At 34.5% G+C, this 13,569-nt stretch carries 21 protein-coding genes and 3 pseudogenes; 16 read left to right on the forward strand and 8 right to left on the reverse strand.

From position 1 onward, the window contains the following. From NYG85_RS09460 to NYG85_RS09530, 15 genes and pseudogenes are all read left to right on the forward strand, one after another. Positions 1-140 (forward strand): annotated as a pseudogene (locus tag NYG85_RS09460) (heterodisulfide reductase subunit B); the annotation flags it as partial. An 86-nt stretch (positions 141-226) separates the two neighbouring features. Continuing rightward, entirely contained in the window at positions 227-379 is a 153-nt protein-coding gene (locus NYG85_RS09465; RefSeq protein WP_284938277.1) for a hypothetical protein, read from the forward strand. Between the two features lie 72 nt (positions 380-451). Further along, positions 452-685: a hypothetical protein gene (locus NYG85_RS09470; protein ID WP_284938278.1), complete on the forward strand. Its 234-nt coding sequence runs from the start codon at positions 452-454 to the stop codon at positions 683-685. Continuing rightward, complete coding sequence (locus tag NYG85_RS09475) at positions 672-821, forward strand: hypothetical protein (protein ID WP_284938279.1); 150 nt, start codon at positions 672-674, stop codon at positions 819-821. The genes NYG85_RS09470 and NYG85_RS09475 overlap by 14 nt, the downstream gene beginning before the upstream one ends. A 134-nt stretch (positions 822-955) precedes the next feature. Further along, the gene (locus tag NYG85_RS09480) at positions 956-1,093 is read left to right on the forward strand and encodes a hypothetical protein (protein ID WP_284938280.1); all 138 of its coding nucleotides are present in this window, start codon (positions 956-958) and stop codon (positions 1,091-1,093) included. A gap of 46 nt (positions 1,094-1,139) precedes the next feature. Then, positions 1,140-1,613, forward strand: coding sequence for a chemotaxis protein (locus tag NYG85_RS09485; protein WP_284938281.1), 474 nt, complete (start codon positions 1,140-1,142; stop codon positions 1,611-1,613). Between the two features lie 168 nt (positions 1,614-1,781). Next, on the forward strand, positions 1,782-2,201 hold the full coding sequence (locus NYG85_RS09490) for a TonB-dependent receptor domain-containing protein (protein ID WP_284938283.1): 420 nt from the start codon (positions 1,782-1,784) through the stop codon (positions 2,199-2,201). An 8-nt stretch (positions 2,202-2,209) separates the two neighbouring features. Beyond that, a complete protein-coding gene (locus NYG85_RS09495; protein WP_284938285.1) occupies positions 2,210-2,473 on the forward strand; it encodes a hypothetical protein in 264 nt (87 codons plus the stop codon). An 86-nt stretch (positions 2,474-2,559) separates the two neighbouring features. Beyond that, on the forward strand, positions 2,560-2,769 hold the full coding sequence (locus NYG85_RS09500) for a hypothetical protein (RefSeq protein WP_284938286.1): 210 nt from the start codon (positions 2,560-2,562) through the stop codon (positions 2,767-2,769). Between the two features lie 56 nt (positions 2,770-2,825). Continuing rightward, positions 2,826-2,963, forward strand: coding sequence for a hypothetical protein (locus tag NYG85_RS09505; RefSeq protein ID WP_284938287.1), 138 nt, complete (start codon positions 2,826-2,828; stop codon positions 2,961-2,963). Positions 2,964-3,044: 81 nt separating this feature from the next. Next, positions 3,045-3,197, forward strand: coding sequence for a hypothetical protein (locus NYG85_RS09510; protein WP_284938289.1), 153 nt, complete (start codon positions 3,045-3,047; stop codon positions 3,195-3,197). Then, entirely contained in the window at positions 3,194-4,168 is a 975-nt protein-coding gene (locus NYG85_RS09515; RefSeq protein ID WP_284938291.1) for a FecCD family ABC transporter permease, read from the forward strand. Before NYG85_RS09510 ends, NYG85_RS09515 begins: the two co-directional genes overlap by 4 nt. Then, positions 4,165-4,356, forward strand: a complete 192-nt coding sequence (locus tag NYG85_RS09520; RefSeq protein WP_284938292.1) for an ATP-binding cassette domain-containing protein — start codon at positions 4,165-4,167, stop codon at positions 4,354-4,356. Before NYG85_RS09515 ends, NYG85_RS09520 begins: the two co-directional genes overlap by 4 nt. 41 nt (positions 4,357-4,397) lie before the next feature. Beyond that, the gene (locus tag NYG85_RS09525) at positions 4,398-4,790 is read left to right on the forward strand and encodes an ATP-binding cassette domain-containing protein (RefSeq protein WP_284938345.1); all 393 of its coding nucleotides are present in this window, start codon (positions 4,398-4,400) and stop codon (positions 4,788-4,790) included. Next, entirely contained in the window at positions 4,781-4,954 is a 174-nt protein-coding gene (locus NYG85_RS09530; RefSeq protein WP_284938293.1) for a hypothetical protein, read from the forward strand. The genes NYG85_RS09525 and NYG85_RS09530 overlap by 10 nt, the downstream gene beginning before the upstream one ends. On the opposite strand, the gene NYG85_RS09535 is transcribed toward NYG85_RS09530, so the two are convergent. Next, complete coding sequence (locus tag NYG85_RS09535; RefSeq protein WP_284938294.1) at positions 4,892-5,686, reverse strand: undecaprenyl-diphosphate phosphatase; 795 nt, start codon at positions 5,684-5,686, stop codon at positions 4,892-4,894. The genes NYG85_RS09530 and NYG85_RS09535 overlap by 63 nt on opposite strands. A 93-nt stretch (positions 5,687-5,779) precedes the next feature. Between NYG85_RS09535 and NYG85_RS09540 the strand changes: the two genes are divergently transcribed. Continuing rightward, on the forward strand, positions 5,780-8,962 hold the full coding sequence (locus NYG85_RS09540) for an Eco57I restriction-modification methylase domain-containing protein (RefSeq protein ID WP_284938296.1): 3,183 nt from the start codon (positions 5,780-5,782) through the stop codon (positions 8,960-8,962). A 122-nt stretch (positions 8,963-9,084) separates the two neighbouring features. Here the strand turns inward: NYG85_RS09540 and NYG85_RS09545 are convergent, their stop codons facing one another. The 7 genes and pseudogenes from NYG85_RS09545 to NYG85_RS09570 all read right to left on the reverse strand — a co-directional run bounded on the left by NYG85_RS09545 (position 9,085) and on the right by NYG85_RS09570 (position 13,563). After that, positions 9,085-9,744, reverse strand: a complete 660-nt coding sequence (locus NYG85_RS09545) for a DUF5131 family protein (protein ID WP_284938297.1) — start codon at positions 9,742-9,744, stop codon at positions 9,085-9,087. Continuing rightward, positions 9,692-9,832 (reverse strand): DUF5131 family protein, encoded by a 141-nt coding sequence (locus NYG85_RS09550; protein ID WP_284938298.1) that lies wholly within the window; start codon positions 9,830-9,832, stop codon positions 9,692-9,694. The genes NYG85_RS09545 and NYG85_RS09550 overlap by 53 nt, the downstream gene beginning before the upstream one ends. Next, positions 9,829-10,572 carry a class I SAM-dependent methyltransferase gene (locus tag NYG85_RS09555; protein ID WP_284938300.1) on the reverse strand — a complete coding sequence of 248 codons (744 nt, stop codon included), beginning with the start codon at positions 10,570-10,572 and terminating at the stop codon, positions 9,829-9,831. Before NYG85_RS09555 ends, NYG85_RS09550 begins: the two co-directional genes overlap by 4 nt. 26 nt (positions 10,573-10,598) lie before the next feature. Next, complete coding sequence (locus NYG85_RS09560) at positions 10,599-10,910, reverse strand: hypothetical protein (protein ID WP_284938301.1); 312 nt, start codon at positions 10,908-10,910, stop codon at positions 10,599-10,601. Positions 10,911-11,209: 299 nt separating this feature from the next. Continuing rightward, a pseudogene (locus tag NYG85_RS12195) lies at positions 11,210-11,596 on the reverse strand (methyl-accepting chemotaxis protein); the annotation flags it as partial. 1,044 nt (positions 11,597-12,640) lie between these two features. Then, positions 12,641-13,204: pseudogene (locus NYG85_RS12200) on the reverse strand (cache domain-containing protein); the annotation flags it as partial. Between the two features lie 137 nt (positions 13,205-13,341). After that, the gene (locus tag NYG85_RS09570) at positions 13,342-13,563 is read right to left on the reverse strand and encodes a DUF2798 domain-containing protein (protein ID WP_284938305.1); all 222 of its coding nucleotides are present in this window, start codon (positions 13,561-13,563) and stop codon (positions 13,342-13,344) included. Positions 13,564-13,569: the final 6 nt, after the last annotated feature.

A 13,569-nucleotide genomic window follows, 5' to 3' on the forward strand; every position in this document is an offset into this window, starting at 1 on the left:
AACGCTACCAAGACGCTCAAAATTCAAGCATCAGAAAGCCAATAATCCACCTTTCACAGCTTGTAGGTTTAGCACTTGGACTTGACAATAAAGCACTTGGACTTGATTTAAATATTATTGATGCTACAAAGCTAATTTAATATCCGTGCCTTTTGGCACGGACTTAAACTTCTTTAAAATTTTAAAACTGTAAAATTACTTTTTTATATTGATATTAGGATGTCAAATGGGGCGACTTTTATACGTTTGTATAGATGATACCGATGAGATAGGCTATGTTAAATCAACTAGTATGTTGGCACAAAATATAGCTGATTATATAGATGAGAATTTTAACAAATGCTCATTTATTAGTCGCCACCAACTCTTGCTTGATTAGCGTATAAACTATACTTCGCACAATAGCTCAATACGTTTTAGCACCCATTTAAACACACAAGAAAAAGATGAAGTGATAAAATTTGCTACAAATTTATTAATAAACGAGAGTGCAAAAAGCTCAAATCCGGGGCTTTGTGTGGCATTTTTTGATAAGATTAAAGACGTTTTAAAGGTTATAAATTTTGGCAAAAAGGCAAAAAGTGAGTTTATCTTAAAAGATGAAGCTATAAATTTAGCAAAAGAGCAAAACATCTACTTAAAACCCCTAAAAAACGAGGGTTTTGGCGTTATTGGGGGCACTTAGCGCACTTGGGTTAAGGCTAAGTAAAAACGATGGGCGAGTTAAGGGCAAATTTGAGCTAAATGCCGATAAATTAAGCGTTTGTGAGCTTTTAAAAACTGGCTTTATTGATGAGGTTGTTGATGAGAATTTTAAATAAATTGCTCACGATGAAGTGGTTTTAATAAAATTAAAAATTAAGTTAATCGTAAAAGATGATAAAGCCACGCTTTTGCTTAAAAAAGTGGGTGAGAATTTCATCACACTTGATATAGAAAATTTAAGATCGTTTTAGTGAAATTTTTTGATGATTTTGGTGTGTTTTTATGGGGTAAATTTGATTATAAAAAGGCAGAGCTAATGGCACAAAATTGCGATAATTTTAGGCTTGATAGCGATTATAGTGAGCTTTTGTTAGCACGAAAGAAATGAGCTGTTATAACTGCCTGTTTAGACGCTTTACTAAGGAGAGTTTTGAATGCTTAAAGTTAAAATAATTTATAAATTTTCAATCATCATTTTGCTAGTTTTGGCTATTTTAACGCTTTTAATCTCAAGGCTAAATTTCATAAACGAAAACTACACCCAAAACCTTTTAAATGCCCACAAAATCGCAGGTATTACCCTATTTTTAATCGCCTTTTTACACATAATTTTAAAAAGAAAAAAGTTAATAAAACTCACAAACGAATTTCTTGATATCATCTTAAAACGCAAAAATCCGTCATTTTGCAATATGGAGCGTCTAGTAAATGCCCTAGAACACCACACGCTAAAAAGCCTAAGCGTGGCGTTTGATATCAATTTAAAATTGCTTTTAAATACCATAAAAAACGAGGGTGTAAAATTTAACGATGAGTATCAAACTCTTAGAAAAATCGCAAAACTAAACGATAAAAATATATTTTTTGTCATCGTTTTAATCATTGAAACAAAATTAAATAAATCCTAAATTTTTATCTTTATTTCAAAATTGTTTTTATATATTTAAAACTATTTTATGGCTTTTAATCTATATAAAAATAAAATTTAGAAGGATTTTTGATGAGAAAAACACTGCTTTTATCCGCTTGTGCTTGTTTTGTTTTAGCACAAGAGTTTGAGCTTGGAGTGGTTGAGGTTGTTACAAACATACGTTGGCTTTGAGTTTAGCGCAAACTATGCACTAAACGAAATGTTTAATTTTGGCACAAACTACACCTACATAAACGCAAAATATAAAAACAGCGATGAGAAAATTTACAACCTACCAAAGCACAAGGGCTTTATCTACGCCGATATCTATTTTACGCCAAATCTTAGCCTTTATATAAGCCAAGAGCTAAGCCCATCAAGGTATTCAAGCGTGAGTGGCAGATACGTTAATGACGCTAAAATTTCAGGCTTTGGCGTTACAAATCTTAAACTCTCATACAAAACGGCTAAAAAAATTGAGCTAAGCGCTGGAATTTCAAATGTGTTTGATAAAAATTACGAATACCAAGATGGCTATTTAGAAGAGGGTCGCACATTTTTTGCAAATGTAAATTATAAATTTTAGGGTTTTAAATGTTTAAAAAACTGCTTTTAGCCATTTTAATTTGTGGCTGTTTTGCTAGCAATTACGCTTTGCAAAAGCCAGTAAAGCGTGTTTATGCCAGTTCGCCAACGCTTTTATATATGCTTTACGCCATTGATTTTAACGCAATTAGTGGCGTAAATTTTGAGTTTAACAACTACGAAAAACCATATTTAAAAGAGCAGGTTTTAAACCAGCCATTTGTTAGCGGTTTTTTGGCAAGGGTAAAATGCCAAACGCCGAGATACTTTTAAAGCTAAATCCAGACCTTATTTTGGTAAATAAAAGCTCAAAAAATCAGCTAAAAATGAAATAAATTTTTAGCACACTTAAAAAGCCTATGCTTTTTTTAGAGGCGACTTCGCTTAATGATTACGTGCTTGGCTTTGAAATTTTAGGGCAAATTTTAAATAAAAAAGACAGAGCAGATACTCTTATTGCTTACGCAAAAGAGAGCCTAAAAATGGCTAATGAGCTAAACTCATACATAAAACAAAACAATCTTAAAAAGCCCAAATTTACTACGCACAGGGCAAGGACGGGCTTTTAACAGAGTGTGAAGGCTCAGCCCACGCAATTTTAATTGAGCTAAGCGGGGCACAAAACGTGCATAAATGCGGGATTTTAAGCGAATATGGCAGGGTTGGCGTGAGTTTTGAGCAGGTTTTAGCTTATAACCCTGATGTGATTTTAGTTTATCAAAGGCAGTTTTTTGATGAAATTTTTAATGACAAAAAGTGGTAACTTTTAAGTGCTGTTAAAAACAAAAAGGTGTTTTTTATCCCAAGAGAGCCATTTAGCTAGTTTGATAGACCGCCTTCGTTTATGAGATTTTTAGGCATTAGGTGGCTTATAGATTTAAATTATAAAGATGTGTTTAATCTTGATTTGGTAAAAGAAACAAAGCATTTTTACAAGCTTTTTTTAGACATAAATCTTAGCGATGATAAAGCAAGAGAAATTCTAGGCATAAAGTGAAAATTTTAGCTCATATTTTGCTTTTAGTTATCTGTGTTTTAATCTCGCTCACACTTGGCAAATACGGCTTTTTGCTTAGTGATTACTTGGAGTATTTTAGTGGCGATTTAAAAGAGCGCGAAATTTTACACACGCTTATTTTTGAAGTTAGATTGCCACGAATTTTAGCCTGTGTCATCATCGGAGCAGCGCTTAGCATTTGTGGTGCTACCTATCAGGCTATTTTTGTAAATCCGCTAGTTTCGCCCTCAATTCTTGGCGTTTTAAGCGGAGCCGGATTTGGCGCAGGACTTGCTATGTTTTTTAGGCTAGATGCGATTTTTATCCAGCTTAGCACATTTTTATTTGGCTTTTTAGCTGTCGTTGTTGCACTTTTAATAGCTGGAATTTATGAGCGTGGTAGGGGCGTGATACTTTTGGTGCTTGGCGGAGTGATAAGCTCATCGCTCTTGTCATCGCTACTTTCGGTGCTAAAATACGCAGCCGACCCAAACGACACACTGCTAAGCATTACATATTTTCTAATGGGTAGTCTATCTTTTGTACCAAAAGATTTGATTTTTTTAAGCTTAGCTCCGATGAGTTTTGGCATATTGTTTTTATGCTTTTGTGCGAAATTTTTAAACGCTTTAAGTCTTGGAGAGGACGAGGCAAAAAGCCTTGGCATAGACGTTTTTAAAACCAAAATTTGCGTGATTTTAGTGGCTACTTTTATTAGCGCACTAAGCGTTAGCATAGCCGGGATTATAGGCTGGATAGGACTTGTCGTGCCTCATATCGTACGTTTTATTTATGAGGCAAACAACAGAGCCGTTTTGCCATACTCTGCTATTTTTGGCGCTATATTTTTGCTATTTTGTGATAACTTCTCACGACTAATCTTAGGCTATGAAATACCAATTGGCATTGTAACTTCGCTCTTTGGCATACCTGTTTTTATCGTGATTTTAATGAGAGTAAAGGGCAGATGATTTTAGTTAGAGATTTAAAATTTAGCTATAAAAGCAAAGAAATTTTAAAAGGCATTACATTTGATATAAAAAGCAGTGAAATTTTAAGCATTTTGGGTGCAAATGGTAGTGGTAAAAGCACACTTTTAAAATCTATGCTTGGCTTTTTAGATTTTAAGGGCGAAATTTTAGTTGATAAAAACCCGTAAAAAGCTACACAAAAAGGGAGTTAGCAAGGCTAATTGCTTACATACCTCAAAGCTCAAATCCAGCATATGAATACAGCGTTTTTGATGTTGTTTTAATGGGTGCTTTACACAAAGGCTCAATTTTTAGCAGTTTTAGCAAAAGTGATGAAATTTTAGCTACTAGAAATTTAGAAAAATTAGGCATTTTACACCTAAAAAACGAAGCATACACAAAGATAAGCGGTGGCGAAAGACAGCTTACATACATCGCAAGAGCCTTAACCCAAGAAGCAAGGATTATCTTTATGGATGAGCCTACAAATGGGCTTGACTTTGGCAATCAAATAAAGCTTTTAGAGATGATAAAGTGGCTAAAAAACGAGGGTAAAACGATAGTTTTACCACCCACCACCCACGCCACGCAAAATTTGTTTCAGATAGGGTTTTGTTTTTAAAAAATGGCGTGATTTTTAAGATAGGCAGTAGCGATGAAGCCGTAAATACGCATAATTTAAACGAAATTTACGGCATAAGGGCTGAAATTTTTAAAGAGTTTTTACAAAAACCACCACAGCAAAAACACACCCAAAACCAAACGATAAATCACAAACGGCGTTAGGCTCATTTTTGAGATTAAACTCATAAAGAGTTTTACGCAGATATACGCGCTCAGTGCACTTACAGCCACGCCAAGTGCTAGGTCGCCCCAAGCGATATGCGTATCCATTTTAGTAAGCTTAACGGCTTGTAATCCACCAGCAAGTAAGATGATAGGGATTGAGAGCAAAAACGAAAAATCAGCACTTGTAACACGAGAAAACCCAAGCAATAAAGCCATACTCATCGTAACCCCAGAGCGTGAAACGCCAGGGATTAAGGCTAGTGCCTGAGCTAGTCCGATGATAAGGGCGATTTTTATAGTGATATCAGCCTCGCCCTTTGTGCCACCTTTGCGGTCACTTAGCCACAAAATCACGCCAAAAACTATGGTCATAACGGCGATTATTACGCTGCTTCTTGCGTATTGCTCTATTAAATTATTTAGCAACAAGCCAAAAATTCCAGCAGGAATCGTGCCAAATCCCACAGCCCATACAAGCGTGCTCTCTCCGACCGCTTTTTTCGCCTTTATGGAGCTAAAAAAATCGCCTAAGAGCTTTAAAATTCTATCTTTAAAATAGAGCAAAATGGCGATTAAAGTGCCTAAATGAACGGCAACATCAAAGACAAGACCTTGATCGCCCCAGCCTAAAATTTCAGGCACCAGCACCAAATGAGCCGAGCTTGAAATCGGCAAAAACTCGCTAATGCCCTGCACTAACGCCAAAACGATAATCTGAATTGTATCCATTAAAATCCTTAAAATTTTGGATATTTTACTAAAAAATTACATATTTTAATTTAAAATCCGTTAAAATACGAAACTAAAATTTCAAGGTAAAAAATGGCAATTTTTAAAGATAAAATTTTAAATGAACTAGCAAAAGATGAAAAAATCATAAACGAACGATACGAAAATTTTAAGGCTTATCAAGCAAAAGCCGAGCAAATTAAGGGCTTTAAAGAAGAAATTTATCAAGATGGATTTTTAAGAGATATATTTGAAAAATCGCTCGGATACACACTAAACACGACAAATCCGACCGATTTTAACATTGAGCGTGAAAAGAAAAATGAGACAGATGGCAAAAAAGCTGACGCCGTCATCACGCTAAATGGGGGGGGGGCAGACGCTAAAATCATTGGCGTCATTGAGCTAAAAGACTGCACCACCAGCGATTTAGATCGCCGTTATAGCCGCGACCTTTCAGCGGTTGAGCAAGCATTTAACTACCACAACAGCCACAAAGCCTCAAAATTTATCATCGTAAGCAACTTTAAAGAGCTACGCTTTTACATTGATAAAAAGACCGCCTTTGAGAGTTTTGACCTATTTAACCTTACAAAGCGTGATTTTATCAAGCTTCACACGATTTTATCGGCACAGAATTTACTAAGCGGCGTTAGCGAAGCATTAGCCTTAAAATCTGCAAATTTTGAAAAAGAGATCAGCGAGAAATTTTACAAAGACTTTTGCGCCTTTCGCCTAAATTTATTTGAAAATATCTGCAAAAACAACCAAAACACCGACAAATCCCTGCTTTTAAGCCTAACATCAAAGCTTTGCGACCGCTTTATCTTTATCCTTTTTGCCGAGGATAGAGGGCTTTTACGACTAAAAACGATAGCTGAGATAGAAAAGGAGTTTTTAGAGCAAAAATTTACCGATTATTCGCTTTATGATATGTATAAAATTTACTTTAACGCCATAAACGAGGGCAGTCACAGACTAGACATAGCGCGCTATAACGGCGGACTTTTTGCGAGCGATGAAAGGCTTGATAGCCTAAAAATAGATGATTGTGTTTTAAAGGCGCAGTTTTTAAGCGATTATGATTTTTTAAGCGACATTAGCGTAAATATTTTAGGGCATATCTTTGAAAGCTCGCTTAACGACCTTGAAGAGCTAAACGCCAAAATCAGGGGTGAGAGCTTTGATATCACAAAGTCAAAACGCAAAAAAGATGGCATTTTTTACACGCCTGAGTTTATTACCGATTTTATTATTTGCAACACGCTTGGCAAAATTTGCGATGATAAAAAGGCTGAGCTAAATCTTGATTTTAACGCAATTAGCGAGATAAAGGGCAAAAAGCCAAACAAAGATGAGCTAAAAACGCTTGAAAGCATAAACGCATACAAGGAATTTTTGCTAAATCTTAAAATCATTGATCCGGCTTGTGGGAGCGGTGCATTTTTAAACAAGGCGTTAGAATTTTTAATCAACGAACACAGAGCTATTGAAAACGCTTTGCATAATTTTAAAGACATAACCCTGCTAAATTTCACAGAAACGACTATTTTAGAGCATAACCTCTATGGCGTTGATATAAACGCTGATGCTGTGGAGATAGCTAAACTCTCGCTTTGGCTAAAAACCGCAAAAAAGGGCAGAGCCTTAACAAACCTAAGCGATAAAATCATCACGGCAAACTCGCTTTTAAATTTTCCATTTGATTTTAAATTTGATGTAGTCATTGGCAATCCACCTTACGTAAGGCAAGAGAGCATCAAAGATATAAAGCCAAAGCTTAGCGAAATTTATAGCGTCTATAACGGCACGGCGGATCTGTTTGTCTATTTTTACGAGCTTGGTATAAAGTCGCTTAAAAATGGCGGACTTTTGGGCTTTATTTGCTCAAATAAATTCTTTCGTGCAAAATATGGGCAAAATTTGCGTGAGTTTATATTAAACAACACCCAAATCACAGATATCGCCGACTTTAACGGCGTAAAAATTTTTGCTGACGCCGCCGTTGATAGTTGTATAACGATACTAAGAAAAAGTAAAGTTACAGTTGGTAGTTTTAGAGAAAATATAAAAACTTTAAAGCAACAATATTCAAATGATACGCAAATACTATCTTATATAGAAACTATGGAGAATTCACTATTTCAAATACCAAAAATCAATTTGCCTAACTTTAAAGAAATTATAAATAAAATCAATGAGCCAATTAACAAAATTAATGAACAAATTAATAAAATAAATGAACCAATTAAAACTTTACAAGAGCATTTTAAAGCATTAACCAAGCCCATATCGTTTAAATTTTACTCGCCAAATTTAAAGGATTTTAGCCTTTTAAATCAAAACGAGCTAAATAAAAACGCATTTAACTTTTTAAATCCAGCGGAGCTAAGCCTAAAACAAAAGATAGAACACATCGGCACACCGCTAAAAGAGTGGGATATAAATATCTATCGTGGAATTTTAACAGGGCTAAACGAAGCCTTTATTATAGATGAGAATACAAAAGATGAGATTTTAAATTCCTGCCTTAGCATTGATGAGAAAAACCGCACAAAAGAGCTTATCAAGCCGATTTTAAGAGGGCGCGATATCAAAAGATATAGCTATGAGTGGGCTGGGATTTATCTAATCAACACGCACAACGGCTATGAAAATACGCCTGCTATAAATATAGATGACTATCCAGCCCTAAAAGCGCATTTTGATAAATTTGAGCCAGCCCTTTCAAAGCGAACGGATAAAGGCAAAACGCCGTATAATTTGCGAAATTGTGCGTATTTGGCGGAATTTGAGAAAGAAAAGATTGTTTATAGCGATATAGCCAAAACACCATCTTTTTTCTTTGATAAAGAAAATTTTTATACGCAAAACACAATTTATATGATAAACGGCACGAATTTAAAGTATATATGCTCACTTTTAAATTCTGATGTTGTTGCAATGTTTTTTAAACTTTATTATTCTGGTGGCGGACTTGGCGAAAGCGTGAGATATTTTAAAGAAAATATACAAAATTTACCAATCCCAAAAATATCTGCCCAGCAAGAAAAAGAGTTTGAAATTTTAGTAGATGAGATTATAAATTTAAAATCGCAAAATGAGAAATTTAAAAGGCATTTTGATAAATTAAACGCCGTTGAGAAAATAGAAATAAGCGAAAAAATAGAGCAAAACGAAAAAAGAGTAGATGAAATTTCAAACGAAATTGACGCAAAAGTCTTTGAAATTTATGGCTTAAACGATGATGAAATAAAGCTGATTTTAAATAGCTAATTATTTGCAAATTTTTGCGTAATTTTTTATACTATGAGTATGACAAAAACTACGTATAGTAATCCAAATTTGGGCGATTTTTTAACACTTTATTGTATTGTTGAGTAAATAATTGTCTAAACTTAAAATTGCAATACTGATTTTAATTCTGGATAATTTTTATGAATTTTTCCATCCAATAAAAAACCATTTGTTTTTTTATTTCTTTTTATTCCGTCACTACCCCAAGTTCCCCACTGTTTAAAAAAGAATGCTATATTTTGTTTGTTGCATTGGTTTCTTATATTGATAGCCCATTCCTCCTTCATCGGTCTAGCATTAAAACCGCTTTCTCCACCAACTATAACCCAGTCTATGCCATCCAAATTTAGATTACCAAGATCGTTTATTAGTGGTTCACAAGATAGCCACTTTATAGTGGCATTTAAATCTCTTATTAAATCTATTCGATTTTTGACTTGGTGCGATTCTACTGTGGTTCCAAGCCATGCATTTTCAGGAATATTTTTATTTATAAAATACTCTCTCATTCTATGTGGTCGTTTAGTTAAAATTTGATATTGATGATATGGCGTTTGGACTATTGTTTCCATTATTGAGTCTAAAAAAGAAATTTCCATCTTTTCATGGAACAAGTCACTCATAGAATTTACAAAATAAAGTGTTGGTTTTTTATTATTTTTAGGCTCATTAAGTCTTTCTTTTAGCATTTTAAATTGAAAACCATCTTTATAGTCTGCATTTCCCCATTGCTTGAAGTCTTTTAGCCATTGTTTCAGCATAGCAATTATTGCATCCGCTACTTACCTTATTGCACCCAATGGTTGGATTCCACACGGCTTCAGCCCATTCTATTTTTGTTGGTTTCATTGTTTAAACCTTATTTGAATTTTTTCATTTTCTTCAGTTAAGTAAAATGCTTTTTCTTTGCCACCTGTTCTTTCTATTTTTTTATTTGCCTCTAGCTCTTTGAGTATTGGAGTAGTATGTTTCGTTAAAAAACCCATATCTAAACTAAAATATTTAATCTCTACATTACTTCTGTATTCTTTTAAAAATTCTATTAAATCTTGTTTATAGTTTTCCATTTTTGAAGTAGGAGAATTTTCATCAAAAAATAAAGAGCCTTCTTGCTTGTCAAAATCATTATGTAGATTTTTATTGCCTTCTCCATTTATCGGATCAACTCTCCACGCAGCCTCTAGAAATTTTTCTTGCCCTTTTCTATGCTCTGAGAAAAATATTAATCCATTTGTATTTTTGTTATCTTTTACTAATGAAAATTGTCCTATGTAATATTTTGGATACATCTGCTTAAAATATCCAGCTACCACTTTATGAGTTTCGTAGTTTGTCATTCCCTCAAAACTAATTTTGCCTATATCATTACCCAAAAATTTTTTAAAAGAATCCATATCTTTGAATCTTTTTATATTGGCAGATGATATAAACATTAAAATATCAGTCCCCTTGCTCATAAATTCACTAATTTTTTGTGAATGTTCAATACCATATTGATCTAAAAATATCAAATTAAAATAAGCATTTTTATTTAGGCTATATTCAGAGATATCGCAAGACGAAAAATTAATAAAAACATTCTTATTCATTAACTTTTTATCAATATTGTTTTTTGCTATAAAATTTTTTTTAATTTATCTATCTTATAATTTTCTTTGTCATTTAAATAAACATTGATCTTTATATTGCCATCCAACATCTTTTTAGTAAGTATATTTATAATTTTTAATGGAGATCCCTCTTTGCCATCAATATCATGCCCTGCTCCACAACATAAGTCATATATAGCAATTTCTTTATGATTATTAAATTTTTTAATTGCTTCTAATACTATATTTAGCCATTCAAACAATAACACCTCAAATACATTTAGTTTAGTTAATGTTGCCTCATCCCATGCTTTCTTGTGTATGTCTTTTTTATCCATAATTATTATCTCACATAAAAATCAACTTTTTTAAAAATACAAAAATATATTAGTTTTGTATTTTAGTTTGTTGCGACCTTAGGTACGGAACTATAGCACCCATCATATTAATTGACCTTAAAGAGTTTGAAATTTATAACTTAGCCGATGATGAAATAAAGCTAATTTTAAGCGACAGTACAGCACGACAAATAGCTAAAATCCTATTTTCAGCCATTATGGCTTCACAGCCTTGCTTTATCGTTACCGATAAGATTTATTACAATCGTGAGTTTAGCAAAGGGGCATTGCCCCTTTAATTAAAATTTCTTTTTTCTTACGTCAGCGACGATAGCTTTTGCCATATCATCAACTTCGGCGGTTACTTCGTTTGTGCGGTTTGCTACGCCGACATTTGCACGAGTTAGGTTATCAATTTGAGCCACGCTTTGATTTATCATATTTATGCCGTCAGCTTGTTCTTTGATTGACTCGCTCATTTCGTTGATTGATTGGGCTAGGACGTTGGTGTTGGCTTCTATTTCGCCAAGCGATTTTTGGGTTCTCTCGGCTAGTTTTCGCACCTCATCGGCAACGACTGCAAAGCCACGTCCGTGCTCACCAGCACGTGCAGCCTCAATGGCGGCGTTTAGTGCAAGAAGATTTGTTTGATCAGCGATATCACGTATTATCGTGATGATATTTTTTATCTCATCACTTTGGCGGATTACGTCTTGGGTTTTTTGGCTAATTGCCGACATTGAGCTTGACATTTGCTCCACTGCCGCCGCGCTTTCTTGTAGGCTGTTTGCTTGTGAATTTGCACCATCGGTTAGCTCTTTCATAGAGTCGCTTAGGATTTGCGCCTTTTGTTGCAGGATTTCGGCTTTGTCTAGGTTGTCACGGAGCATTCCAGCTATTGCATCACCTAATACATTTGTAACCTTTTCTACCTCTCCTCTAGGATTATCTATCCTAGCTATAAAGTTTGAGCTTTTAAAGCTATCAAATACCTTTTGAATTTCATTTAGGTCTGAACCTACTTTAGCTTCAAGGGTATCAAGCATTTTATTAAGAACGTTTTTAAGCTCTACTAGGCTTGGGTTAGCTGGGTTCTGAGTGATTCTTGCTTTTAGATCTCCTCTACCTATTGCGTCTGCTGTTGATACAGATTGTGCTACTGCTTGTGCATCTTGTGCTGTTGAATCTTGTATCTTTTTGATATTTTCATTTACTAGGTTGCCCATTACTCCAAATTCATCTTTGGTGCTTACTTTTATAAGTGAAGGCTCTTTTACTTCATAGTTTAGGAATTTAAAGAATGAATTTAGGCCGTCTGTGATGTTAGCTAGGGGTTTAAGTGATCTTGATATTACAAATACTAGTATGGCTACTATGGCTATGATGAAGATGATTGAGAAAAGAGCTTGGTTTTTAAATATGGCATTTAAAATTCCATCATAGTCGCTCATCGGGTTTGCTGAGCAGATTAGCCAGTTTGCTACGTCATATTTCATACAAGCAGCGACAGCTTCTTGTCCGTTTACGTTTGTGTAGTGAAAGCTGTTATCACCATTTTTATTAAAGTTATCAATAAAGCTAGTTACTATTTCTGTCGCTTGGCTACTTGTAGATAAAATGTATTCTTTATTTGGGTGATAAAACATTTTTCTGCTATTGATATCTGTTATAATTGCAACGCTATTTTCGCTATTTTTCATCTTTTCAAGCAAAGCGCCCATATCAGAGATAACGATATCCGTTCCTGCAACACCAGCAACCTTTCCGTTTATGATGATAGGCTTAGATATGGTTAGCGCAAATTTTCCAGCACTTGTGGTGTATGGCTCTGTAAAGATTAGACCGCCCTTTGCGACAGCTTGTCTATACCAGCCACGAGTTCTTGCGTCGTAGTTGTCTTTTTCTTTTGTAAAATTAGCAAATTCCGCGCCACCTGGTTTAAAAACAGCGTCAAAAAGCTCTCCATTATCCTCAAAACCGATGATAAATTCTACCAAATCCCCACCAAATGGGGTCATCGTCATTAGCTTATCTTTTAAAAGCTCTCTATCTTGCATAAGCCCTGGATTTTTGTTTATAAAGCTTACAAAATTTTCAACCGCTGCTATTCTAGTTCCGATGTATTCACTAGCATAGATATGAACCGAGTGTGTGAGTGCTGACTTGGCATCTTCGGATAGCTCTATGATTGAGTTTTTATTTTGCTGATAGCTTATCGTTGCAAAAACACCAAACGATAGCGTTAATAGCACCAAAATGATAAGGGCGATTTTATTTGCGACCTTGTTTAACATTTTACCTTCCTTGTATGAAATTTAAGGCGTAATTATACCCCCCCCCTATTTAAAAAATGATTAAATTTCTGTTAAATATTTTTGTGACTTTTTATGGTTTTTACGTGGGGATTGTTTTTAAAGGAGAAATTTTTAAATCACTTGCAAATTTTTTGTGTGAGTTTTTGCACTATCGGTGCGATAAAAACCACGCAAGGGTAGGCTACCACGAAGGATTTTAGGTAGCCAATAAACCAAATTTGAGCGAAATTCTCAACAAAACCAAGATTAATAAACGTAAGAACGCCAGACATAATCGCCGCCATAACGGCTGCCATAAAAAACGCAAAAACGTATCTAAAATATCTTTTGTCTATCAAATTTCG

It is taken from the genome of Campylobacter gastrosuis, assembly GCF_030249845.1.
In the GTDB taxonomy this organism is placed as follows: Bacteria; Campylobacterota; Campylobacteria; order Campylobacterales; family Campylobacteraceae; genus Campylobacter_A; species Campylobacter_A gastrosuis.

What these genes read in the sequence shown, in the direction of transcription:
- NYG85_RS09495 (WP_284938285.1), top strand. Translation starts at nt 2,210, where the DNA reads ATGTTTAAAAAACTGCTTTTAGCCATTTTAATTTGTGGCTGTTTTGCT.
- NYG85_RS09545 (WP_284938297.1), bottom strand. Translation starts at nt 9,744, where the DNA reads ATGCTGAAACAATGGCTAAAAGACTTCAAGCAATGGGGAAATGCAGAC.
- NYG85_RS09540 (WP_284938296.1), top strand. Translation starts at nt 5,780, where the DNA reads ATGGCAATTTTTAAAGATAAAATTTTAAATGAACTAGCAAAAGATGAA.
- NYG85_RS09465 (WP_284938277.1), top strand. Translation starts at nt 227, where the DNA reads ATGGGGCGACTTTTATACGTTTGTATAGATGATACCGATGAGATAGGC.
- NYG85_RS09500 (WP_284938286.1), top strand. Translation starts at nt 2,560, where the DNA reads ATGCTTTTTTTAGAGGCGACTTCGCTTAATGATTACGTGCTTGGCTTT.
- NYG85_RS09510 (WP_284938289.1), top strand. Translation starts at nt 3,045, where the DNA reads ATGAGATTTTTAGGCATTAGGTGGCTTATAGATTTAAATTATAAAGAT.
- NYG85_RS09485 (WP_284938281.1), top strand. Translation starts at nt 1,140, where the DNA reads ATGCTTAAAGTTAAAATAATTTATAAATTTTCAATCATCATTTTGCTA.
- NYG85_RS09550 (WP_284938298.1), bottom strand. Translation starts at nt 9,832, where the DNA reads ATGAAACCAACAAAAATAGAATGGGCTGAAGCCGTGTGGAATCCAACC.
- NYG85_RS09560 (WP_284938301.1), bottom strand. Translation starts at nt 10,910, where the DNA reads ATGGATAAAAAAGACATACACAAGAAAGCATGGGATGAGGCAACATTA.
- NYG85_RS09555 (WP_284938300.1), bottom strand. Translation starts at nt 10,572, where the DNA reads ATGAATAAGAATGTTTTTATTAATTTTTCGTCTTGCGATATCTCTGAA.
- NYG85_RS09535 (WP_284938294.1), bottom strand. Translation starts at nt 5,686, where the DNA reads ATGGATACAATTCAGATTATCGTTTTGGCGTTAGTGCAGGGCATTAGC.
- NYG85_RS09520 (WP_284938292.1), top strand. Translation starts at nt 4,165, where the DNA reads ATGATTTTAGTTAGAGATTTAAAATTTAGCTATAAAAGCAAAGAAATT.